Annotated in this window: 17 protein-coding genes and 1 pseudogene; 9 read left to right on the forward strand and 9 right to left on the reverse strand. The window is 61.6% G+C overall.

The annotated features are described in order from the left end of the window. Both LB541_RS22835 and LB541_RS22840 read right to left on the reverse strand, forming a co-directional pair. Positions 1-1,179, reverse strand: coding sequence for a hypothetical protein (locus LB541_RS22835; RefSeq protein WP_140671257.1), 1,179 nt, complete (start codon positions 1,177-1,179; stop codon positions 1-3). A gap of 26 nt (positions 1,180-1,205) precedes the next feature. Further along, a complete protein-coding gene (locus tag LB541_RS22840; RefSeq protein WP_224619673.1) occupies positions 1,206-2,186 on the reverse strand; it encodes a nitrilase family protein in 981 nt (326 codons plus the stop codon). A gap of 42 nt (positions 2,187-2,228) precedes the next feature. Here LB541_RS22840 and LB541_RS22845 point away from each other — a divergent pair, with 42 nt between their 5' ends. Next, positions 2,229-2,675, forward strand: a complete 447-nt coding sequence (locus LB541_RS22845; protein WP_411969487.1) for a winged helix-turn-helix transcriptional regulator — start codon at positions 2,229-2,231, stop codon at positions 2,673-2,675. 166 nt (positions 2,676-2,841) lie between these two features. Here LB541_RS22845 and LB541_RS22850 read toward each other — a convergent pair whose 3' ends face one another. Together LB541_RS22850 and LB541_RS22855 are read right to left on the reverse strand one after the other, a co-directional pair. Beyond that, a complete protein-coding gene (locus LB541_RS22850; RefSeq protein ID WP_140671259.1) occupies positions 2,842-3,039 on the reverse strand; it encodes a hypothetical protein in 198 nt (65 codons plus the stop codon). Between the two features lie 100 nt (positions 3,040-3,139). After that, the gene (locus LB541_RS22855) at positions 3,140-3,796 is read right to left on the reverse strand and encodes a hypothetical protein (protein ID WP_224619675.1); all 657 of its coding nucleotides are present in this window, start codon (positions 3,794-3,796) and stop codon (positions 3,140-3,142) included. Between the two features lie 661 nt (positions 3,797-4,457). Between LB541_RS22855 and LB541_RS22860 the strand changes: the two genes are divergently transcribed. The 3 genes from LB541_RS22860 to LB541_RS22870 are packed head-to-tail and all read left to right on the forward strand — an operon-like array spanning position 4,458 to position 9,920. Then, the gene (locus tag LB541_RS22860; protein WP_140671263.1) at positions 4,458-5,222 is read left to right on the forward strand and encodes an ImuA family protein; all 765 of its coding nucleotides are present in this window, start codon (positions 4,458-4,460) and stop codon (positions 5,220-5,222) included. Beyond that, positions 5,134-6,657, forward strand: coding sequence for a DUF6504 family protein (locus LB541_RS22865; RefSeq protein ID WP_140671266.1), 1,524 nt, complete (start codon positions 5,134-5,136; stop codon positions 6,655-6,657). The genes LB541_RS22860 and LB541_RS22865 overlap by 89 nt, the downstream gene beginning before the upstream one ends. Continuing rightward, positions 6,654-9,920, forward strand: coding sequence for an error-prone DNA polymerase (locus LB541_RS22870; protein WP_140671268.1), 3,267 nt, complete (start codon positions 6,654-6,656; stop codon positions 9,918-9,920). Before LB541_RS22865 ends, LB541_RS22870 begins: the two co-directional genes overlap by 4 nt. A gap of 84 nt (positions 9,921-10,004) precedes the next feature. Here LB541_RS22870 and LB541_RS22875 read toward each other — a convergent pair whose 3' ends face one another. From LB541_RS22875 to LB541_RS22885, 3 genes are all read right to left on the reverse strand, one after another. Beyond that, positions 10,005-10,859: an alpha/beta fold hydrolase gene (locus LB541_RS22875; protein WP_140671271.1), complete on the reverse strand. Its 855-nt coding sequence runs from the start codon at positions 10,857-10,859 to the stop codon at positions 10,005-10,007. Between the two features lie 147 nt (positions 10,860-11,006). Next, a complete protein-coding gene (locus LB541_RS22880) occupies positions 11,007-11,663 on the reverse strand; it encodes a hypothetical protein (RefSeq protein WP_181169836.1) in 657 nt (218 codons plus the stop codon). A 59-nt stretch (positions 11,664-11,722) separates the two neighbouring features. Further along, positions 11,723-12,316, reverse strand: a complete 594-nt coding sequence (locus LB541_RS22885; RefSeq protein WP_140671272.1) for an SOS response-associated peptidase — start codon at positions 12,314-12,316, stop codon at positions 11,723-11,725. A gap of 226 nt (positions 12,317-12,542) precedes the next feature. On the opposite strand from LB541_RS22885, the gene LB541_RS22890 reads away from it, so the two are divergent. From LB541_RS22890 to LB541_RS22910, 5 genes are all read left to right on the forward strand, one after another. Then, complete coding sequence (locus LB541_RS22890) at positions 12,543-13,739, forward strand: DUF932 domain-containing protein (protein ID WP_140671274.1); 1,197 nt, start codon at positions 12,543-12,545, stop codon at positions 13,737-13,739. 145 nt (positions 13,740-13,884) lie between these two features. Next, on the forward strand, positions 13,885-16,002 hold the full coding sequence (locus tag LB541_RS22895; RefSeq protein ID WP_140671276.1) for a ParB/RepB/Spo0J family partition protein: 2,118 nt from the start codon (positions 13,885-13,887) through the stop codon (positions 16,000-16,002). Positions 16,003-16,072: 70 nt separating this feature from the next. Beyond that, positions 16,073-17,122 carry a toprim domain-containing protein gene (locus LB541_RS22900; protein WP_140671278.1) on the forward strand — a complete coding sequence of 350 codons (1,050 nt, stop codon included), beginning with the start codon at positions 16,073-16,075 and terminating at the stop codon, positions 17,120-17,122. A gap of 355 nt (positions 17,123-17,477) precedes the next feature. Beyond that, positions 17,478-18,407 carry a DUF2493 domain-containing protein gene (locus LB541_RS22905; protein ID WP_140671280.1) on the forward strand — a complete coding sequence of 310 codons (930 nt, stop codon included), beginning with the start codon at positions 17,478-17,480 and terminating at the stop codon, positions 18,405-18,407. A 349-nt stretch (positions 18,408-18,756) separates the two neighbouring features. Then, entirely contained in the window at positions 18,757-18,924 is a 168-nt protein-coding gene (locus tag LB541_RS22910; protein WP_019863578.1) for a hypothetical protein, read from the forward strand. A gap of 49 nt (positions 18,925-18,973) precedes the next feature. Here LB541_RS22910 and dinB read toward each other — a convergent pair. Together dinB and LB541_RS22920 are read right to left on the reverse strand one after the other, a co-directional pair. Beyond that, positions 18,974-20,058, reverse strand: a pseudogene (gene dinB / locus LB541_RS22915) (DNA polymerase IV). 208 nt (positions 20,059-20,266) lie between these two features. Then, positions 20,267-21,973 (reverse strand): DNA polymerase/3'-5' exonuclease PolX, encoded by a 1,707-nt coding sequence (locus LB541_RS22920; protein WP_140671375.1) that lies wholly within the window; start codon positions 21,971-21,973, stop codon positions 20,267-20,269. Between the last annotated feature and the right edge of the window lie 50 nt (positions 21,974-22,023).

Below are 22,023 nucleotides of genomic sequence, written 5' to 3' on the forward strand. Positions count from 1 at the left end.
TCATGACGCGGTGAAGCGCAGGCCGAGCGCCGGGATGATGGCGACGGTGCTGATGGCCATTGATGCCACATTGCCGATGAAGGGATGGAAGCCCTCTGGCAGCCGGGCCGAAATCGCGGCGGCAAGCGGCGCCCCGATGATGGCGCCAAGCACGGCGCTGCCCAGCACCGGCATGGTCGCCCCTCCAAACGCCAGCGTTGCCGCAGGCACCACGGAGACGATTGGTACGAACGTTGGATAAAAGCCGCTCTGAGTCCATTTGCGATGCCAGAGCGTCATACCGATCATAGCCGCGATACCTTGCCCAGTCAGCACCATGGGCAATAGCCCACTGCCATAGACAGGCACGCCGGGCGCGACGACGTACGCCAGCACAGCCCCCAGGATCAGGCCGATACTTGCCCATTCATTGCCAAAGAACTGTGCCTCGGAGAAATCAGCGAGCATCCGGCGGAGCGCCCAAGCAAGGCCGCGATCAGGCGCCTTTACCTCTTGTGCCTTTGCTCCGCCGGTCTGCACGGAATAGGAGGACAGCCAAGGCAGGAAATGGCAGACCGCAAATGAAAGGAACGCGCCGATCGCCATGCCTCCGGTCACACCCGCGACAAGCGGCAATCCGAGCGGGCGGCAAACGAGATGCGTGGCCGCGATGGACAATGGTGCGACGAGGACGGCGGATAGCACCGCTCCAGTCAGCGCTGGTCTCCAGCCCGCTCCATAAGTGAGTACGATGGTCGGCGCGACCGACACTACAGCCACGAAGGTAGGCTGCCACGTGCCGGTGTCGCGGAGTGTCCAACCCCAGGCGATATTGCTGAAAACGAGACCAAGCAGGGAGCTAGCCACCGTCCATGGCCATAGGCCCGAGCCACAGGCTAGGCCGATGCCCCGCCAAGGAGATCGGGCCGCCTCCAGATAGTAGGCAAATATCGCTCCGATGAGCAGCCCCGCTCCGGCGAACGCGCACGTATAGAACGCCGGCTCAGTCCACGCCGAGAGGAGCCATCTGGCGAGGTCACCAATTGGAGCGGCTTCGCCGCTCCAAGGGGTGTAGCTACCTTTGTCCGGCCATAACAGAGCGATCGTGAGGACGACGATGCCGGAACCGGTGGCCACTGGCATACGCAAGGCGATTGCTGGCAAACGAGGCCTGCGCCCGCCAATTGAGGGCGTCTCCATTTTGTCTTTCCTCCCATTATTGTTTTTCAGCGGGGGTGCGGATTGCCGCCCCGATAGCCCAGCATCTGGTCGTAAAGATCGACGCGCCGATCGCGATGTAGATCGTTGAGCTGGTTCCAGATGGGCGCCGTGCGGCTTTCGACGAGGTCGATATCGGCGTAGAGGATTGTGTCCTCATCCGGTCCGGCGATGCGGCCAACTGGCCAGCCGTTGGTTGCGGCAATGAGCGAATTGCCCATGAAGCCGGAGGTGCGTTCTACACCAATGCGGTCGGCGGTCGCGATGAAAACGTTATTGGCATGCGCTGCCGTCATGGTGAGATAGGCGGCCATGCAGGTGCCGCTCGCATCGTAGAGGGGCGGAGGCGTCCATACCCAACCGGTAGGAATGCAAATGATGTCGGCGCCTTGCTGCGCGACGATGCGAGCTGTCTCGGGAAACCAGATGTCCCAGCAGACGAGAAGACCGATACGGCCGATCCGCGTGTCGAACACGGGATAGCCTAGATCTCCAGGAGTGAAGAACAGCTTTTCCTCATTCCACAGATGGGTCTTGCGGTATTTCCCGATGTAGCCCTCCGGTCCCACCAGAACGGCAGTATCGTAGAGCTTGGCTCCGTCCAACTCGGGCAAGCAGCCAACGATGTAAACGCCTTTGGCTTTGGCGAGCTCTTCCCATCCCCGGACCGTGGTGCCGGACGGAACAGGTTCGGAATGGGCAAACGCCTCTTCGCGCGAGAAGAAGGTATAGCCGGTCGTGGCAAGCTCCGGCAGGACGATGAGATCTGCTCCTTCTGCTGCGGCTGTTTCGAGGCGCTGCTGGACGGCGGCAAGATTGGCCTTGCGATTTTCCAATCCAACCTGGGGATTGAATTGAACCACTGCTACCCGTACCGGGCTGTTGCGGCGCGGTTCGACCGCCTTCCCAATCTCGTCTTGATGTTTGGACATAAGAGACCCTTTCTGCTGGTGGTTCCATGATAGAACCATTTGCAAAAAAGATGTCAAGTACTATTATAGAACCACATTTGGGTGATTTGGAGAAGCCGCGTGAAGCGCAAGAGCATGGAGAAGGCCGAATGCCCGGTGGCTCGGGCTCTGGATGTCATCGGCGACTGGTGGAGCCTGTTGATCGTGCGTGACGCATTTGATGGCATGCGCCGCTTTGGGGAGTTCCAACGCAACCTGGGGATATCGAAGGGTATTCTTGCAGCCCGGCTAAAGGCGCTTGAAGAGGCCGACATCTTACGCTCAGAAAAGCCAAAAGACGGTGGGGCGCACAGCGACTATGTGCTGACTGAAAAGGGGCGTGGTCTATTCGCCGTGGTGGTGGGACTGAGGCAGTGGGGAGAGGCTCATTGCTTCAACCCTGGCGAAGCGCATTCAGTGCTCGTGGAAAAGGCTAGCGGCCAACCAGTCGCCCCCCTAATTCTTCGCAATGCCGAAGGGCGCCCGGTTGATGCGTCCTCGACCGAGGTGCGCAAGGTTGGTGCTTAGACACCGAGATGGTTTGAAGCCAGCGCCTTTGCCGTGCGGATCGCCGGTCCTCGCTTTGCTGGTCGGTCGGGCCGTATGCGGTGAACCGGTCGCCATCGTCGCCGCGGTCCTATGCCACGACAAGGATCAGCTTCGGCTTTTTCTGATCTGGCACATCGTCGGACACTCAGTGCGTCCGGCCGGAGCGGAGATGCATCTCGATCTTATTGATTGCCTTCGTGAGGACATCGACTGCCTGCAGATTGACGGCGAAGTCGAAGTTACCTTGCGCTGTTTCGAATATCAGAACGCCGACCTTGATCTCGTCGTCGCTCATCATGCCCATTCCAATGCCGGTCGGCATATAGGGTGGTTTTTCTGACATCGTCTCTCTCCTCAGACGCGGTGTGGCCTCGTCAGCCGCTCGGCCGGAGTGCCAAAGCACGATCGATAGACGATCGCGGTCATGTCATTGCCGTTCACCATTATTCGAAATGCATGGATTGGCCGCGCATCATTGCTAGGGTCAGCGCGATTGCAGGATTTGCAGGCGGCTTCTCCATAAGCAAGGAGCCGTCGAAATCGCGCCACGCCGCCATGCGCAATTCGTCACCATCATCGGCGGCTGCAGGGTCGAAAACGTGGGCATCATAGGGATCTCGGTCAATCTCGATCTTCCAGTCCTTGAGCGCCTTGCGGGCCATTTCCTCAACCTGGGCAAGGTCGCTGGTGAAGAAGGGGATACGGTCGCCATCTTCCGAAAGCGGCTCGACCCGATCCAGCGTCGGCCGCTCGGGCACCCAACCAAGAACGAAGGCAATATCGAAATCGATCTGGCGGTCCGGGCCAGCTGCAACCTCCAGCCGTTTGACGACGTCAGGATAAAGCTGCCTGCGCGCCGGCCACGTGTCCGGAAGCGCCTCGGATTGCAACCGCGTTCGGGGAACGTCGATCAATTCCATGATCTGATGGCTTGGAACTTTATCCTCCGGCCAGCCCGCACAACATGCAGCTGTCGCAGCCTCGTCGGCTTCCATCCAGACTGAAGCAGCCTGGTCCTCGTCCTCGGTTGGCTGGTCGTCTTCCGGAAAGCCTTTGATATCCCAGCCTTCCAACGCGAACAAACCTTCCGCGCCTTGCAAAGCCGTAATGCCGGCGCGCGCGAAGACTGCTTCGGCTGCCGCGACCCCGCGTGCCAGTTCCTCGGGCGTTGCACCTTCAATGTTCAAGCGAAGTTCCATGGTTCGCCTCCTGTGTCAATCCTCCCAACAGTGAACAAAATAAGAACAAAGGTGTCAATAGACTCCTGATGGTTGGAAAATAGGCTCGTTTTTCAATGGGATAGTCACACTGGCAATCGGTTGAGGCTCCGTGCTCAATTTCCAAGGCAACTGCATTCATGGGTCGATGCTGCACGCGGACCACCGCGGACGGGGACAGTCGGTCCCGCGTCCCGTCCTGCGGCCGGCGCTATGCTGACGCTCCTACGGCTGTCCTGTTAACCGCCCCCGGCGGAGGCGAATTTCCTTCGTCCCGCGCGCGACAATCATCCGCTGCTGCGGACGCGCGCCGGACTGCGGTTTATGCGCCGTTTTCCTTTGGGCGCCGGCAGTCGCCGGCGCGACGTCCAGCGCAGCATCGTGGCCTCGACGTATCGTCCTGTCGGCAAACAACTCTGTCGGTGTCACCAGGCGGTCGCGCCAAACATTTCTTCCGCAGCGCCACCTCGCCGTACCATTGACTCTTCATTAGGAAGAGAACAAATGAGGAACATATTATCAGCATTTCGCGTTCAGGGGACAGATGAGTGCATCGGCGCCAAACGCTGCCATTTCCGACCTTCGAAATCGCATTGCGCGTCTCGAAGGCGGCAATACGCGCGAACGAGCGGTGCTTCCCTTCGGCGTCGCTGCCATCGACAGTCATCTGCCAGGGGGCGGTGTGGCGCTTGGCGCACTTCATGAGGTTGCCGGCGGCGGCAATGGAGCGATCGATGGCGCCGCAGCGTCGCTATTTGCAGCCGGGATTGCAGCGAGGACGCAAGGCAAGGTGCTGTGGTGCGTGACGCGCCAGGATCTGTTTGCGCCGGCAATCGCCCAGGTCGGGCTGCATCCCGATCGGGTTATCTACGTCGAAGCCGGTGACGACAAATCCTTGCTCGCCTGCTTCGAGGAAGGTCTGCGGCATGTCGGGCTTGGAGCTGTGGTCGCGGAAGTGGCGCGTCTGTCCATGACTGCCTCGCGCCGGTTGCAACTGGCATCGGAAGGCTCCGGCGCGATCGGCATCGCCATCCGCCGCTGGCGCCGGCAGACCGAAGCTGCCGATTTCGGACAGCCGACGGCGTCTGTCACCCGCTGGCGGGTTTCCGTGCTGCCATCGCGGCCGCTGCCTGTACCCGGCGTTGGCCGGGCGCGATGGCAACTTGAACTGATCCGGTCTCGTGGAGGGGAAACACTGGATATCGAAGTGGAGGCTTGTGATGCAAAGGGTCGTCTCGCTCTTCCTTCCAAGCTGGTCGACCGACCGGCTCAGAAGGAAATTGGGCGACGTCTCGCCGCCACCGGATAAGCCTTTGGTGCTGGTCGGGCGGCAAGGCAATCGCCGCTTGGTGGTTGCGGCCGATCGCGCGGCACTGGAAGCGGGCCTGCGCGTGGGAATGCCGGCAACGAAGGCGCAGGCGCTCGTGAAGGGGCTGGCGGTCATGGAGTCCGAACCCGATGCCGACGCGAAGGCATTGGAGCGGTTGGCCCTGTGGGCCTTGCGGCGGTACGCGCCGATCGTCGCCGCGGATCCTCCGGACGGATTGGTCATGGACACCACGGGCGCCGATCACCTCCATGGCGGTGAACGGTTGATGCTGACTGACATGGTCGACCGCCTCGGCCAGGCCGGCATTTCGGCACGGGCCGCTTTAGCTGATAGCTGGGGTGCCGCCCACGCCGTCGCGCGCTACGTCAACCAGACCGTCAGCGTGGTCGCCGTCAACGCAAGCTGCGATGCAATCCTTCCTCTGCCCATCGCGGCACTGCGATTGCCCGATGCAATCGTCGGCGGTCTGCGGGTTTTGGGCTTCGAAAGGGTAGGCGAGCTTCTGAGGCAGCCACGTGCGCCACTGACGCTGCGCTTCGGACCGGAACTCGGCCGCCGCCTTGACCAGGCCGCTGGGCGCCTTGCCGAACCGATAGAGCCCGTGCGGCCAGCCGATGTGGTCGAGGTGAAACGTGCCTTTGGCGAGTCCATCGGCGCGGCCGAGACGATCGCGCGCTATGTCGGCAGGCTTGTTCAAGCGCTGTGTGTCGAGCTCGAGACCAAAGGGCTCGGCGCCCGGCGGCTTGACCTGCTACTCTACCGCGTCGACGACCGCGTCGAAGCCATTCGCGTCGGCACGGCCTTGCCGGTTCTCGATGTGAAGCGGCTGACGCGGCTGCTCTGCGACAAGATCGAGACGGTCGATCCGGGCTTCGGCATCGAGCTGATGAGGTTGTCCGCGCCGTTGGCAGAATCACTGATGCCCAGGCAGACGGTTTCGTCGCTGATCGAGCAACGGGACGCAGACATCTCGGATTTGATCGACACACTCAGCAATCGTGTCGGTGAGGAAAAGCTCTATCGGTTTACCCCGGTTGCCAGCGATGTACCCGAGCGATCTTTCCGGCGCGTAGCCGCCGGATCCGCTGAGACCGGCGACGCATGGCCAGACCATTGGCCGCGTCCGGCTCGCTTGTTTACCGTGCCGGAGCCGATCGAGGCCATCGCGCTGCTGCCGGATCATCCGCCAGCAAGCTTTACCTGGAGAGGCATCCGTCGACGGGTCAAGCGCGCCGATGGACCTGAGCGGGTTTTCGGTGAATGGTGGAAGCGCGACGCCGAGCTCGCTGCCGTGCGCGACTATTTCCAGGTCGAGGACGAAGCCGGCGAGCGGTTCTGGATTTATCGCGCAGGCGACGGCGAGGATGCCGCGACCGGCTCGCATCGCTGGTTCCTGCATGGCATCTTCGGATGAACGCGTGCTATGTCGAGCTGCAATGCACCTCGCATTTTTCCTTTCTGCGGGGCGCGAGTTCCTGTGAGGAACTGTTCGCGCAAGCAGCCAGCATGGGAATGCTCGCCCTTGCCATCTGTGATCGCAACAGTCTGGCCGGCATTGTCCGCGCGCACGAGGCTGCAAAGGCAACCGGCGTCAGGCTGATCGTCGGCTGCCGGCTGGACCTCGCGGAAGAGATTTCCATCCTGGTCTACCCGACCGATCGCCCGGCCTACTCGCGCCTTTGCCGCTTGCTGTCGCTGGGCAAGAAGCGTGGCGGCAAGGCGAAATGCGTGCTGCATTGGGCTGACGTTGTCGCCTATGGCGAGGGCCTCCTTGCAGTACTCGTGCCCGACCAGGCAGATGACACATGCTCACTCTGGCTGCGCCGGGTGCGCGACGCATTTAGCGATCGCGCCTTTATGGCGCTGACCTTGCGGCGCCGTCCCAACGAGGCGCTGCGCCTGCACGATCTGGCCAACCTTGCCGGACAGGCCCACGTGCCAACGGTTGTCACCAATGATGTCCTGTTCCACGAACCGTCACGGCGCATCCTGCAGGATGTCGTCACTTGCATCCGGCACAATGTCACGATCGACGATGCCGGGTTTCGGCGTGAGCGCCACGCCGACCGCTATCTGAAACCGCCGGAAGAAATGGCGCGGGTTTTTGGCCGCTATCCGGAAGCGCTCGCGCGGACCACCGAGATTGCCGAGCGCTGCCGGTTCTCCCTCGACGAACTTGCCTATCAATATCCCGAAGAGCGCATGCTGCCGGGCCTGACACCGCAGCAGGCCTTGGAGAAACTGACCTGGGAAGGCGCGACGGAGCGCTTTCCCGAGGGCGTGCCGGACAAGGTTATCGGCACGCTCAGACATGAGCTGCAGCTCATCGAGAAGCTGCAATACGCGCCATATTTTTTGACGGTCAACTCGATCGTTCGGTTTGCGCGCAGCCAGGACATTCTCTGCCAGGGCAGGGGGTCGGCGGCCAACAGCGCCGTCTGCTATGTGCTCGGCATCACCTCGATCGATCCCGACCGCAATGACCTCTTGTTCGAACGCTTCGTCTCCGAAGAGCGCCGGGAGCCCCCTGATATCGATGTCGATTTCGAGCATGAGCGGCGAGAAATCGTCATGCAATGGGTGTTCGGAACCTATGGCCTCGAGCACGCGGCCTTGTGCTCGACCGTCATCCGCTATCGCTCGAAAGGCGCCTTGCGCGACGTCGGCAAGGCGCTTGGCCTGCCCGAAGACCTGATCAAGATGCTGTCATCGCAGGTCTGGGGCTGGTCGGACGAAGGTGTCCAGCCAAAACATGCCGAAGAGCTGAACCTCAATCTCGGCGACCGCCGTCTGCGCCTGGCTTTGGATTTGGCCAAGCAATTGATAGGCGCGCCGCGGCATTTGTCGCAACATCCCGGCGGTTTCGTCCTGACGCGTGACAGGCTGGACGATCTGGTGCCGATCGAACCCGCCGCGATGAAGGATCGTCAGGTCATCGAATGGGACAAGGATGACATCGATGCGCTGAAGTTCATGAAGGTCGATGTACTGGCGCTCGGCATGCTGTCCTGCATGAAGCGCGGCTTCGATCTCTTGGCCGAACACAAGGGCATCAATCTCAATCTCGCGACGATTCCGGCTGAGGATCCGCGCACCTACGCGATGATCCGCAAGGCCGATACGCTGGGCACCTTCCAGATTGAATCCCGCGCCCAGATGTCAATGCTGCCGCGCATCAAGCCGCGGACCTTCTATGACCTGGTCATCGAGGTCGCGATCGTGCGGCCAGGCCCCATCCAGGGCGACATGGTGCATCCATATTTGCGCCGGCGCGAAGGCAAGGAAGAGGTGGTCTATCCCAAGCCTGAACTGGAGAAAGTTCTTGGAAAAACGCTGGGCGTACCGCTGTTCCAGGAGCAAGCCATGCGCGTGGCGATCGAATGCGCCGGCTTCACGCCGGGCGAAGCCGATCAACTTCGCCGCGCCATGGCGACCTTCAAACACACCGGCGGCGTTTCCAGCTTCGGCGCCAAGCTGATCGGCGGTATGGTGAAGCACGGCTATGAGCGCGGGTTTGCCGAGAAGACCTTCAGGCAGCTCGAAGGCTTCGGCAGCTATGGCTTTCCCGAGAGCCATGCGGCGAGCTTCGCGCTGATCGCCTACGCCTCGTCCTGGCTGAAATGTCATCACCCCGACGTCTTCTGCGCCGCCCTCCTCAACGCCCAGCCGATGGGGTTCTACGCCCCGGCGCAGATCGTTCGCGATGCCCGCAACCACGGTGTCGAAGTGCGTCCAGTCTGCGTCAACGCCTCGCGCTGGGACTGCACGCTCGAACCCACTGGGGACGAGGATCGCTTTGCCGTTCGGCTTGGCATGCGGATGGTTCGCGGCCTTGCCAATGCCGACGCGGCTTCCATCATCACTGTGCGCGCTGACCAGGCATTTGGCTCCGTCGACGACCTCTGGCATCGCGCCGGCGTGCCCGCTGCTTCTCTGGTCGAGCTCGCCCAGGCCGATGCGTTTCAGCCGTCACTGTCGCTGGCGAGGAGGGAGGCACTGTGGGCGATCAAGGCGCTGCGCGACGAGCCGCTGCCGCTGTTTGCAGCCGCATCTGCCCGTGAACAGCGGACGGCGCCGGAGATCCAGGAGCCGGGCGTGACATTGCGTGCCATGACCGCCGGCGGTGAGGTGGTTGAGGACTACGGGCATGTCGGACTGACCCTGCGCGACCATCCGCTTTCCTTCCTGCGGGCAGACCTGCGTCGCAAGCGTATCGTCTCGTGCCGGGAGGCCATGCAGGCGCGCGACGGACAATGGCTGGAAGCGGCTGGTCTCGTGCTGGTCCGCCAACGGCCGGGCTCGGCCAAGGGCGTGATGTTCATCACGATCGAGGACGAGACCGGCATCGCCAATCTGGTGGTGTGGGTGAAGATCTTCGAAAAATATCGAAGGGTGGTGCTGGGCGCCGGCATGATTGGCGTCTATGGGCGCATCCAGAGGGAAGGCGATGTGGTCCATCTCGTGGCACACCGACTCAGCGATCTCTCGTCTGATCTGGCCAGCGTTGGTGATCGGGACACTGCCTTCCCGCTGCCGCATGGGCGGGGCGACGAGTTTCATTATGGCAGTCCGACGCCCGACCCGCGCGGCATGCCGAAGGGGCCGAGGCCGAGGAATATCATTGATCCCTATCTGCACATCGACCAGATCAAGGTGAAGACGCGGGATTTCAAATAGGGCGTCGCAAGAACGGGTCTGCCGAACAATGGCTGGGTTCGTCGATACGCATGGGCGATCGCTCAATCGCTGCTCTGTCATTTTTCAGAGAAAGGCGTTGAACGCTGCTGCGAGAGCGGCTGGATTTTCTTCGGCGACGTGGTGCCCACTCTTGATCCCGTAGCCGCTCACGTCATCCGCCCAGAGCTTCCAGATCGCAACCGGGTTGCCATAGATCTGCTCCAGGTCGTCGTCGAGCGACCAAAGGCAGAGCATCGGACAGCCCACCTTCCGGCCGGCATCGCGATCCTCACGGTCATGGCGATGGTCGATCCTGATACCTGCGCGGTAGTCTTCGACCATCCCATGGACGATAGTGGGATCGTGGATGAACGAAACCAACTCGTCATAGGCTTCGCGTCCCATCTCATCTGGCCGCAACGCGCTATACCAGGCCAACGGGTCTGCCAGGATCGCCCGTTCCGGCTTATCGGGTTGAGCGAAGAAGAACCAGTGGTACCAATCGCGGGCAAATTTCCAGTCGGCACGCTCCAGATGCTCGATAACTGGCAATCCATCCACGGCAATCAGTTTTCGCACCAGGTCGGTATGGTCCATCGCCATTCTGAAAGCGACCAGGCTGCCACGGTCATGCCCGGCGACGAAGAAAGTGTGGTGGCCCAACCTTTCCATCACCTCCACCAGCGCCGAAGCCTTTGCTCGCTTGGACGAGAACCTGCTCTCTGGGTCGTCGCCCGGTATGTAGGAGCGCCCGAAGCCCGGAAGGTCGGGGCACACGATCCTGAAATGTGCTGACAGCAAGTCCGCGACCTGGCCCCACGTCATATGCGAGCGAGGATGGCCATGGATCAGAAGCAGCGGCGGTCCAGATCCGCCATGCCGCAGCCGTATCGGCCCGTCCTCGGTTTCCATCATTTCAAGCACGAAGTTTTCGAACATCGGCCATCCTTAAAAATGGGCGGTTGTCAGCTTGAAGAACTCTTTGAATATGGAATGGTTCAGGACGGGCAATCGCGACTGCAGCGTGGCTTCCGGGAAGCTTTCGCTTAGGGCCACTTCTCGACGCGAATTGGCTCCAAGACGGATCTAACGGAGAAGTCCCTCATCGTCGAACGCATCCCAGCCCTTCAACTTGGGCCGGGGCGCGTCCTCTCTGGGGTCATTCCCGGCACCGTGAACCTTGCCGCTACTCTTTCCCGCCCGCGTCAGGGCGGCCTTGCCGGCGCCGCGTCGCCTGTTCTCCGTAACTTGCTGCGCGTCCTCTTCGCGCCAAAGGCTTGGCAGATCGCGATCAAGGATCTCCTCGATGTGCTTGGGATCGAAAACGTGGAAGGTGACGGCCTTGGATCGACCGCGCATCTTCACGGTGCGCGTGCCGATGCTTAGCAGCCGTCCGTCCTTGAGCCACTTGTGACGCTCCCGCGAAGAGATTGTGAGGATGTCCTCGGCTTCGCGCGGCAGGACCGGCAACACTTCGATGGTTTCCAGCATCTTGGCGATCTTGCTCGAGGCGGCCTCGAACTCTTCTGCATCGTCTTCGCCCATCCGCAGTATGATGCGACCAGTCTCGGCCTTGGCGTACTTCCTCACCGCCCAGGGCAGGTGAGCCCGTATTTCACGCTCGATTCCTTTCGTGCGCACCGACGAGCCAAGCGTCGCCGATGGCGGAAGTGGCCACTCGGCAACCAGGGGCAACGAAGCGCCCGCGCTTTGGCGAGAGCTGCGATCTCGTGGGGCAACCATTGCCGCAGCGATGCCATTGAGGATCTCCCGGGGTCGCGCAAAGCGCACAGGCATCTGATCTAGTCGCTCCCTTGTCGCACGGTTTCCACCGCCAATGACCCGGCAGGCAAGGCCTTCAATAGCTCCGCCTCGGGCTTGGTGAGGTGGATCCAGGCCGCCCAATCCTGCGGAGGCAGCACCACAATCTGGCGATTGTGGATGGGCGCCACGTCAGGCCCGGGTTCAGTCGTCAGCATGGCGAATGTTGGCGGCTTGTTGCCTTCGCCATCGCGCCACAGGCCTGCGATCGCCATGAACGAAGCACCGTTGAGCGTGAAGCGATGCTTCGCCTTCGGTGACTTCTTTCCGGTGAATTCGAAAAAGGCTGATGCCGGGATGAGACAGCGCTTGCTGTTGGAGAAATTCCGACCCTCGGAGCGGAAGTTGAAGACAGGCCCGCCTTTGGGACCGGAAGGCGGAAAGGCAAAGGTCATGCGTGTGAGTTCGATCGTGTCGCCGGCGGCGCGCATGATCGGAGCGGGGTCACTGATGCGAATGTCATCCGCCTGTGGCAAATCCAGTTCGGTCTGATGGCTAGGAATGTCGAGCGCCAGCGATTGCATCATCCGGCAATATTCGGCCCAGGCGATATGCTGCTCGTAATCATTGCACATGGGTTGATCCTCGCGCAGCCGAAATCACGGCCCATTGTTACCTAAAGCCTGAAGCTGAAAGGAAAAGGCCTGACACTTCGCCAGAGCCCGGTGTTTCTCTCGATCCGTCGCTTCCGCGACCCGAACGTCGCGGCAGGCTCGGGTAGAGTGAGAGGGCTGTCTTCTTGGCTGTGACGGATTGAAGATCGGGAGAGAGGCTTCCGGCGGTCTGTCATGGAGATCAGCCATGAGTAATGTTGAAGTTCTGGATGCAGTGCGGGACGCTAGCGGCGGCTACAAAGTCGATGTGGCCCGGGGGCACCGGATCGGTCGCGTGTCGTCGGAATGGTTTTCTCGACCCGATGACGAGCGGTTCCTTTCGTTGTCAGATCTGTTCGCGTCCGTCCACACCCGCAGCCAACACAGCAGGACGCGCACCGTCGAGACCACGACTGTTCGCGTTGAAGCCAGCCGAGACAACGCCGAACGCCTATCACTGGTTCTTCCTGGTCCGGTCGAGCCAATTGCACCGACCCACTGGAGCTTTGGACAACTCGCGGGCCTGATCGGCGCGCCGGCGACATACCTTCGCCAACTCCCCGCTTCGCTGGCCGGAATCAATCTGCAATATGGCTTGGCCAGACACCGCGGCGAGCATATCAAGACGCTTGAGACAGGCGATGGACGCGTGGAATTGCGCGCTGTTACCGGGCCTGACTATGGCCGGATCTACGATCATGAGCTGGTCGCTGCAGTTCAGCGAATCGCCGGCGACGGCACCGGCGACACGCGCTGGAAGGTGCCCGGCGTGCTGAACTGGTCGACTGGACTCTACAATCCCCGTGTCGACGTGAGCAAAGACACGACGACTCTTTACGCGAGCGATCGTGATGTCTTCCTGTTCCTCGTGGATGATCTTAATCCGATCGAGGCTGGACGATTGCCTGACGGTTCGCCGGATCTCTACTTTCGCGGCTTTTATTGCTGGAATTCGGAGGTTGGTGCGAGGACTCTCGGGATGGCGTCCTTCTATCTCCGCGCCGTCTGCCAGAATCGCAATCTGTGGGGCGTCGAGGATTTTGAGGAGATCGTAATCCGTCACTCGAAATATGCCGCGTCACGCTTCGCCCACGAGGCGGCACCAGCGCTCGCACGGTTCGCCAATTCCAGCCCGGTGCCCTTCGTCAATGGTATCAAGGCGGCCCGCGAGCGGATCGTGGCGAGATCTGACGAAGACCGCACCGACTTCCTGCGCAAGCGCGGCTTCAGCAAAGCCGAGGCCACAAAGATCATAGAGACCGTGCTAGGCGAGGAGGGCCACAAGCCGGAGAGCGTTTTCGACTTTGTCCAGGGCATCACCGCGATGGCACGGGACAAGACGCATCAGGACGCGCGCCTCGACCTGGAAGCCAAGGCGAAGCGGCTACTCGACCGCGCCACCTGACAACCACTTGGGCTCTGCGGATTCGCATTTTTCCTGCCGTCCGGATCTATGGCTCGCCTCTCAGAGTGAGAGGTGGGCCGTAGCTTCATGACGGGTTGGAGGTCGAGAGAGAGGCTTTCGGCCGCCCGTCGCGGAGTGCATCTCAATGGCTACTGCTGCGAAGAAAATCACCCTGTCGTCCTCGCGCGACATCCCCTTCAATCAGCTCGTCATTTCCCAGGCGAACGTACGGCTGATCAAAGCCGGCGTGTCGATCGAGGACCTGGCGGAGGACATCGCCCGGCGAACCTTGCTACAGAGCATCACCGTCAGGCCTGTGCGCGATGCGGACGGCAACGAGACCGGCATGTTCGAGATTCCCGCTGGCGGGCGCCGCTATCGCGCACTCGAACTTCTTGTCAAGCAGAAGCGACTTGCCAAGAACGCACCTGTGCCGTGCGTCATACGCGAAGGCGGTCTGGCCGAGGAAGATTCGCTCGCTGAGAATATACAGCGCGCGCCGCTTCATCCGCTGGACCAGTTCCGCGCCTTCCTGACCTTTCGTGAGAAGGGCATGTCTGAAGAGGAAATCGCCGCCAACCAATTCGTCTCCGCGTCCGTCGTCAAGCAGCGGCTTCGTCTTGCGTCGGTGTCGCCCAAACTCCTTGATGTCTATGCCGAAGACGGCATGACCCTTGATCAGCTCATGGCGTTCACCGTCAATGGCGACCATGAACGACAAGAGCAGGTCTTCGAGCGTCTCGCTCAGAGCTACAACAAAGAATCACATACCATCCGCCGCATGCTGACCGAGGCAGCGGTTCGCGTTTCCGACAAGCGTGCACAATTCGTCGGCCTCGACGCCTATGCCGAGGCTGGTGGCGTCATTCTGCGTGACCTGTTCCAAGGCGACGACGGCGGTTGGCTGCAGGATGTCAACCTCCTGGAAAGACTGGTTGCGGACAAGCTGCGGGTGCAGTCCGATGCAATTTCGGCTGAGGGCTGGAAGTGGATCGATGTCGCCCCCGATTTTCCCTATGGGCACACTTACGGCCTCCGCCGCCTTCGTGGCGAACAGCCCGCTCTCACCGAGCAGGAGCAAGTCACACGCGACGCACTCGAGGCCGAGTTGAACGGGCTTGAGGAGGCTTACCGCGATTCCGACGAACTACCCGAGGAGGTCGACGAACGGCTCGGCGAGATCGAAACTGCGATCAGTGCGATTGACGAAAGGCCGGAGATCTTCAACCCCGATGAGATCGGGTGCGCGGGCGCCTTTGTCAGCATTGATGCATCAGGTAACCTCAAGGTCGAGCGTGGATATGTTCGCCCCGAAGACGAACGGCCGGTTGAAGCGGGGGTCGATGACGAGACCGCGGCTGATGCCGGCGCGGCGCGAGCGGAGCGCCTGCTCAATGGCTCTACCGCCGGCCCAGAGACCACGATCGAGCAGGACGAAGACAACGGCCTGAAGCCGATACCGGATCGCTTGATGACCGAGCTGACTGCCCATCGAACGCTTGCCTTGCGCCATGCGCTCGGCGAGCAGCCTGATGTCGCATTCCTCGCTGCGCTTCATGCGCTCACGCTCCGGGCTTTCTATCGCTACGGCTCGGATACGTGCCTGGAACTCGATCTGAAAATCATCAGTTTCGGCGCCCAGACACCGAGCTTGAATGACAGCCGCATGGCAGACGCAGTCGATGCTCGTCATCAGTCATGGGTGGCGGTGCTCCCGAAAGAACCTGAGGATCTGTGGGAAGCTTTGCAGACGTTCGAAATCGACAGCCGTCAGGCGCTGTTCGCGCATTGTGTGTCCCTCTCGGTCAACGCGATCTACGAGGCGTATAATCGTCGACCGAGTGCGCTATCCCACGCTGACCGGCTCGCACAGGCCGTTGATCTCGACATGGTGGCGGCCGGATGGGTGCCAACGGTCGACACCTATCTCGGCCGTGTCACCAAGGCGCGTATTCTCGCGTCTGTTCGCGAGGCAAAGGGCACACGAGCCGGCGATCGGATCGAGCATCTGAAGAAGGACGACATGGCGGAGACGGCGCAGCAACTGCTCGCGGATACCGGATGGTTGCCGGAGCCACTGCGCACACCCGGCCGACCAGGCGTTACGGTCGCTGAACCCTCGTCGACCGCGATCGATGGCTCCATCGAACAGCGGGTCGGGGAAACGGCGGAAGGCGGCGGCGAATTGGCTGTCGCGGAAGCAGAGTTGCAGACCGACAATGAAGCAGCCGCAGTCGATACACAGGCGGTCGCGGCCGAATAGCTGAAGGAGCAACACGTAACCCGAGGGCCCGTCGGCAACGACGGGCCCATTTTTCGTTTTGGAGTCCGCAATGCACCATGCCACCGAGCTTGCGCGAAGGCTTGCCGCAAATGCTGAGGCAGTATGCCGTCGCTATCTTTCCAATGGTCAACGCCAGGGCCGGTACTGGCTGGTTGGCGATGTTCGCAATTCGCCTGGGCGGTCAATGTTTGTCCGCCTTGAGGGGCCGGATGCCGGCAAAGGCGCGGCAGGCAAGTGGACCGACGCCGCAACCGGCGAACATGGCGACCTTCTGGACGTCATTCGGGAATCGCTTGGCCTTGTCGATTTCAAGGAGGTCTGCGACGAGGCGCGCAGCTTTCTGTCCATGCCGCGCACGGACGAACTAAAGGGCCGGTGGGAACAAGCCGCTCCCGCTGCCGGCGGTTCCACTGAAGCGGCGCGGCGGCTGGTTTCCATGTCGCAGCCGATATGGGGAACACTTGTGGAGACGTATTTGCGCGCACGCGCGATCACAGCCTTGCATGAGACCGGGAGCCTGCGGTTTCATCCCCGCTGCTACTACCGTCCAGACCACGGCCCGACTGAAGCATGGCCGGCAATGATCGCGACGGTCACCGACCTCAAAGGCCAGCTTACCGGGGTGCACCGCACCTGGCTCGATCCGGGCGGCTTTAGCGAAGCCCATCTCGGCCGCGCTCCGCTCGAGACACCGAGACGGGCCATGGGCGAACTGCTCGGGCACGCCGTCCGCTTCGGCGGCAGCTGCGATGTCATGGCCGCCGGCGAAGGCATCGAGACCATGCTGTCGCAACGCACTGTCCTGCCCGCCATGCCGGCACTCGCAGCCTTGTCGGCGGCACATCTGTCGGCAATCCTGTTTCCTGACACATTGCGGCGCCTTTACATCGTCCGCGACAATGATCCGGCAGGCGACGCAGCAGTGGCAACCCTCATTGAACGCACCAGCGCGGCCGGTATCGAGGCTATGGTTCTGACGCCGAAACTTGGTGACTTCAACGAGGATCTGCGTCTGCTCGGCGCCGATGCGCTGAGGGGCATCCTGCGGGTTCAGATCGCGCCACAGGATGTCGAGCGCTTCATGAAGCTGGCGGCCTGACCTGGAAGGGAAGGAGGGGGGCGTGCCAGCGATGCGTGGCTCGGGTCGCAGGTGAACCTTCGCTGGGGTGAGGGCCGGCCCACGGCCTTCCAGAGGGCGATCGGGCGCCGGCCGGTCCGGACAGGCAATGGCTGCGCCCGGCTATTTTCCGGCGGCCCTGCCACCCCGTACGGCGAGGCGCGCGGGACCCCGTCTTCGGGCCTTTCCATCGCGAACCAAAATAGCCGGGCGCAGCCATCCTTCACTTTCGTTTCGGCCCTGCGCTCGCGCTTAGGGTGCAAGTCCGGATCGTCCGTCGCCTTCGTCGCCATGAAGGCCGCGATGGGCGCGGCCGGTACCACGAAGGCAAGCCGTCATGAGCACCGAGCACGATACCGACTTCGAGCCGCAACCCGCATCATCTCCCATCGACCATGTCCTTCAGGAGCTTCAGCTCTATGGCTACCGTCCCTTCGACGACGAACCCGATCCGCGCCCGCTTCCCGAAGGCCGGGTGGTCGCGGCCAGCATCGCCGACATCTTCGACGCTCTCCTGGTGGCGATGGCCGACACACGCCTGGAACCCGATCTCGAAGAGTTGCTATGGGGTACGGTCAACCTGTTCCATCGCGCGACCAAGCGGATCGAACGCGAGCTCGATGAAAACGAGGTTGGCCAGCAGCGGCTGCAGCGCGAACAGGATGGATCCGAGGTCAAGTCGGTCGAACTCGAGCGCCTCATCGCCCAAGGTCAGACGCTGCTCGAACGCCGCAACGCCTTCGAATTGATGCGCGACCAGGCCGGCGAGCATTACGAGCGTCACACACACTCGATCTGGCGCCCGCGTTCGGGCTCTGTCGTCAACCATCGCAACCTGACCGCGGCAATGATTGACAGCCGGGACTTCATTGCCGCGAGGAAGCATGCAGACAGCCAGCTGCTGTTGCCACCCGGACCGAAAGTCGCCTTCACCGGCGGTCTCGACTTCGACGATCACCGGCTGATCTGGGCAAAACTCGATCAGGTCCATGGCAAACATCCGGACATGGTCCTGCTACACGGCGGATCACCAAAAGGTGCCGAGTTGATCGCGGCCAAATGGGCTCACAGCCGCAACGTGCCGCAGATTGCCTTCAAGCCGGACTGGACCAGGCATGCCAAGGCCGCGCCCTTCAAGCGCAACGACGCCATGCTCGACACTTTGCCGATTGGCGTCATTCATTTCCCCGGCTCCGGCATTCAGGACAATCTCGCCGACAAGGCCCGCAGGCTCGGCATTCCGGTCATGAAGTTCGGCGCGACGTGAAGGGCCACCAGTCCACCCGCCTCAAGTCATTCGCGCCGATTTCCGTCGTTCTCAGCGCGTTGATTGGACGATCGCTCCTGACGATTTGGCGTCAATGAATGCGAAGTGGCGAAACACGAGGTTCATCCCGTCCTGGAATGGAGAACAGGGAAACCTATCCCCGCGTTGGTCGGCGCAATTCCTTGGTCCGGTCCGAGGGCCTGATGCCATCAACCCAAAAAGGGTCGGACTACGCAAAGCGTGCCGCCGTTTCGCCCTTGCCTTCACGGTGATCGCGGCCCTCGGCCGGACACATCGGGCGCCTGTCACGCGGGGATCGCTCCCCGCTTCAAGAACAGGAGCCGGAAAAATGTCCCTCGTAGAAGCCAACGCCTTCGCCTTCAGCCTCGCCACCAGCCTGATGGTCAGCATCGTCATCTTCCGCGCCGGCGACGGAACGCTCACAGTCGTGCGGGCAGACGAATATGAAGGAGAGGTCTCCCAGATCGTGCGCGAGATCGATCCACACGAGCGATGATCCGGACAAGTTGCGGCCGGTGGTCCTTGGGTTCGGCCCCAGGGCCGCGCTACAGCTCGAACCGCATCTGCCGTTGATCGGGCGGCAACACATCGCCTAGCGACGAAAGCGTGACGCCCAACAGGCGGATTCCCTTGTGCACTGGAAACACCGATTCAAGGAGGTCGGCTGCGAGATGTTCGAAATCGGAAAGTTCGATCGGCATCGCCACCGTGCGGCTGCGCGTGATCTGCTGGAAGTCGGCGAACTTGACCTTCAGCGTGACGGTCCTTCCCCGGATGCCTTTCCCTTCACAGTATCCCCACACTTTGGCAACCAGCGGCTTGATTTCAGCCAGCGATGCATCGAGGTCGAAGATGTCGGCTGCGAACGTGTCTTCGGCCCCGATTGATTTGCGCGGCCGATCTGGTTCGACCGCTCTTTCGTCGATGGCGCGCGAAATCTGATAGTACCAGAGCCCCGACTTTCCAAAATGCTGCTGCAGGAATGCAAGCGACTTGCTCTTGAGATCGGCGCCGGTCTCGATTCCGAGCGCCTCCATCTTCGCGGCTGTCGCAGGACCGACACCGTGAAATTTTTGATCGGCAAAGCCTCCACGAAGGCAGGCCCATGGCGTGGCGTGATGACGAACTGGCCGTTCGGCTTGTTCTGGTCGGAGGCCATCTTTGCGAGAAATTTGTTGTATGAGATTCCCGCGGAAGCGGTGAGACCGGTCACCCTCAGGATCTCTGCCCTGATCATCTCGGCGATGGTCGTGGCCGACGAAATGTTGAGCCGGTTCTGGGTCACATCGAGATAGGCCTCGTCCAGCGAGAGCGGTTCGATGAGATCGGTATGTTCGGCGAACACGTCGCGGATCTGACCCGAGACCCCGCGGTAGACGTCGAAGCGGGGCGGCACGAAGATCAATTCGGGGCATTTGCGTTTTGCCGTCACCGAAGGCATGGCGGAGTGAACGCCGTGGGCGCGGGCCTCGTAGCTTGCAGCCGCCACCACCCCGCGGGCGGCCGCTCCGCCGACTGCAAGCGGTTTGCCGCGGAGTTCTGGGTTGTCGCGCTGTTCGACCGACGCGTAGAATGCATCCATGTCGACATGGATGATCTTGCGCCGGTCAGCGCCGCGTTCAGAGACCATTTGCCTGCAATGTCATTCCGCCAGGATATAAGCTTCGTGCTGCCGGATACTACAATCTTCAGTTCCGGAGATCGATGGATCGGGCCGTTGCAGGCAGGAACATTGTCGGTCGGGCACGTCGGTTAGCTGGGATTGTTGCTCCATTCCAATAGCAAACGCGGAAACGCGCACCTGTTGGAATAGAGCCGCACCAGGCCAGCCAATTGGATCACAGCATGGCTTCCCTCGCCGTCGCGCGTGGTCGGCCGATTCTCTTCGATGGGCGCTTGCGCTTTGCCAGATAGGAAAGCAGAGCCGGCAGGCGCATCGCGTTGAGGACTCGCTTCGCAGGGACGCCGCCCTTTCGCGCCATCTCAACGCCCCAGTGCATGTAGTCGAGCTCGCGAATTGAATGAGCATCCGGATTGATACTAAAGATGCAGCCGTAGTCGAGCGCCTCCTGATGCCAGCGCCAGTCGAGATCGAGACGCCATGGATGTGCGTTGACTTCGACGGCGACGCCAAATTTGGCGCAGGCTCGCAGAACTTTGGCGATGTCGAGATCATAGCCTGGGCGCCGCAACAGCTGGCGGCCTGTCATATGGCCGATGATCGTCGTTCGGGGATTGCCGATCGCCTCGATGAGCCGATCGGTCTGCTCCTTCTTGGGCAGTCTGAAGCGGCTGTGCACGCTGGCGACCACGAAGTCGAACTGCTCCAGGACATCATCCGGATAGTCGAGCGAGCCGTCCGCCAGAATGTCAGCCTCAATGCCTTTCACGATGCGGAATTTCTCACCATACCGCCGGTTCAACCGGTCGGCCTCGCGATGCTGTTCGGTTATTTCCTGCAGCGAAAGGCCACCCGCATAGTGAGCGGACTGCGAATGATCAGCGACACCAAAATAGTCGAACCCGCGCTTGCGCGTGGCTTCGGCCATCGCTTCGAGCGTCTCGGTGCCGTCGGACGCTGTCGTATGGGAGTGCAGGATGCCCCGCAGGTCCTGGTCGCGAACAAGTGCGGGCAGCTCGTGGATGGCCGCCCGTCTGATCTCATCCCTGCCTTCGCGCAGTTCGGGCTCGATGAACTGCAGGCCCAAGGTGTCGTAGATTTCGTCTTCTGTCGCTGAGGCGACCAGCTTTCGGCCGCGATAGAGACCGTCATCCTTCAGCACAAATCCCTTGTCGGTCGCGACCGCCTTCAGCTGCTTGAGGTGATCTGCCGAACCGGTCGCGTCGAGGAGTCTGGCGCCAAAATGTTTCTTGTCGGTGATGACAACCCGCAGGGTCGCATCACCGACCTCGGCCGGCTCCTTGCCTTGCGCTACCAGCGCGAAGGCGGAAACGAGCTCGCACCCGCGCCGGAATTCACCGGCGATCTCGACGCGGGAGAACTCCGGATGTTCTTGCTGCAACGATGCCATTGCATGCTCAAGGAGAGCAGCGGCCTTATGGAGATGAAGCTGTGTCTGACCGCTTCGCGCGATAGCCAGGTTCTCCAGGATCTTCGTCTGAAGCGCGGCGCCAAGCCCCTTGACCGGCCTGATGCGATCTTCCTTCGCCGCGGTTTCGAGCTCCGCCAGCGAACTCACGCCGAGCGCCTCATGAAGCTTCAATATCTTGTCGGGCCGAAGACCAGGAACGGCAAACAGTTCCATCACGCCTGCCGGCACCTCTTCCCGCAATTTATCGAGGCTTGGGTGCGTGCCGGTCTGATGGAGCTTCGTGACGATGTCCGCGATGGCGTCCCCGATCCCCGGGATACTGGTGAGCGCGCCGGCGGCGATGATGCGATCAAGCGGTTGGGAGAGTGCCGTCAGGCTGTCAGCGGCACGTAGATACGCCTTTGTGCGATAGGGATTACCGCCACGCAGGGATGTCCTATGCGCGTATTCCCTCAGTAGATTGGCGATGGTCCTCGTGTCGGTGTTTGCCATTGCTTCAGGCAAACGAGGCCGGTCTTGGCAAGTTCCAAAGAATCCTTGGC

Origin of the sequence: Mesorhizobium sp. BR1-1-15 (genome assembly GCF_020165475.1) — a bacterium.
GTDB lineage: Bacteria > Pseudomonadota > Alphaproteobacteria > Rhizobiales > Rhizobiaceae > Mesorhizobium.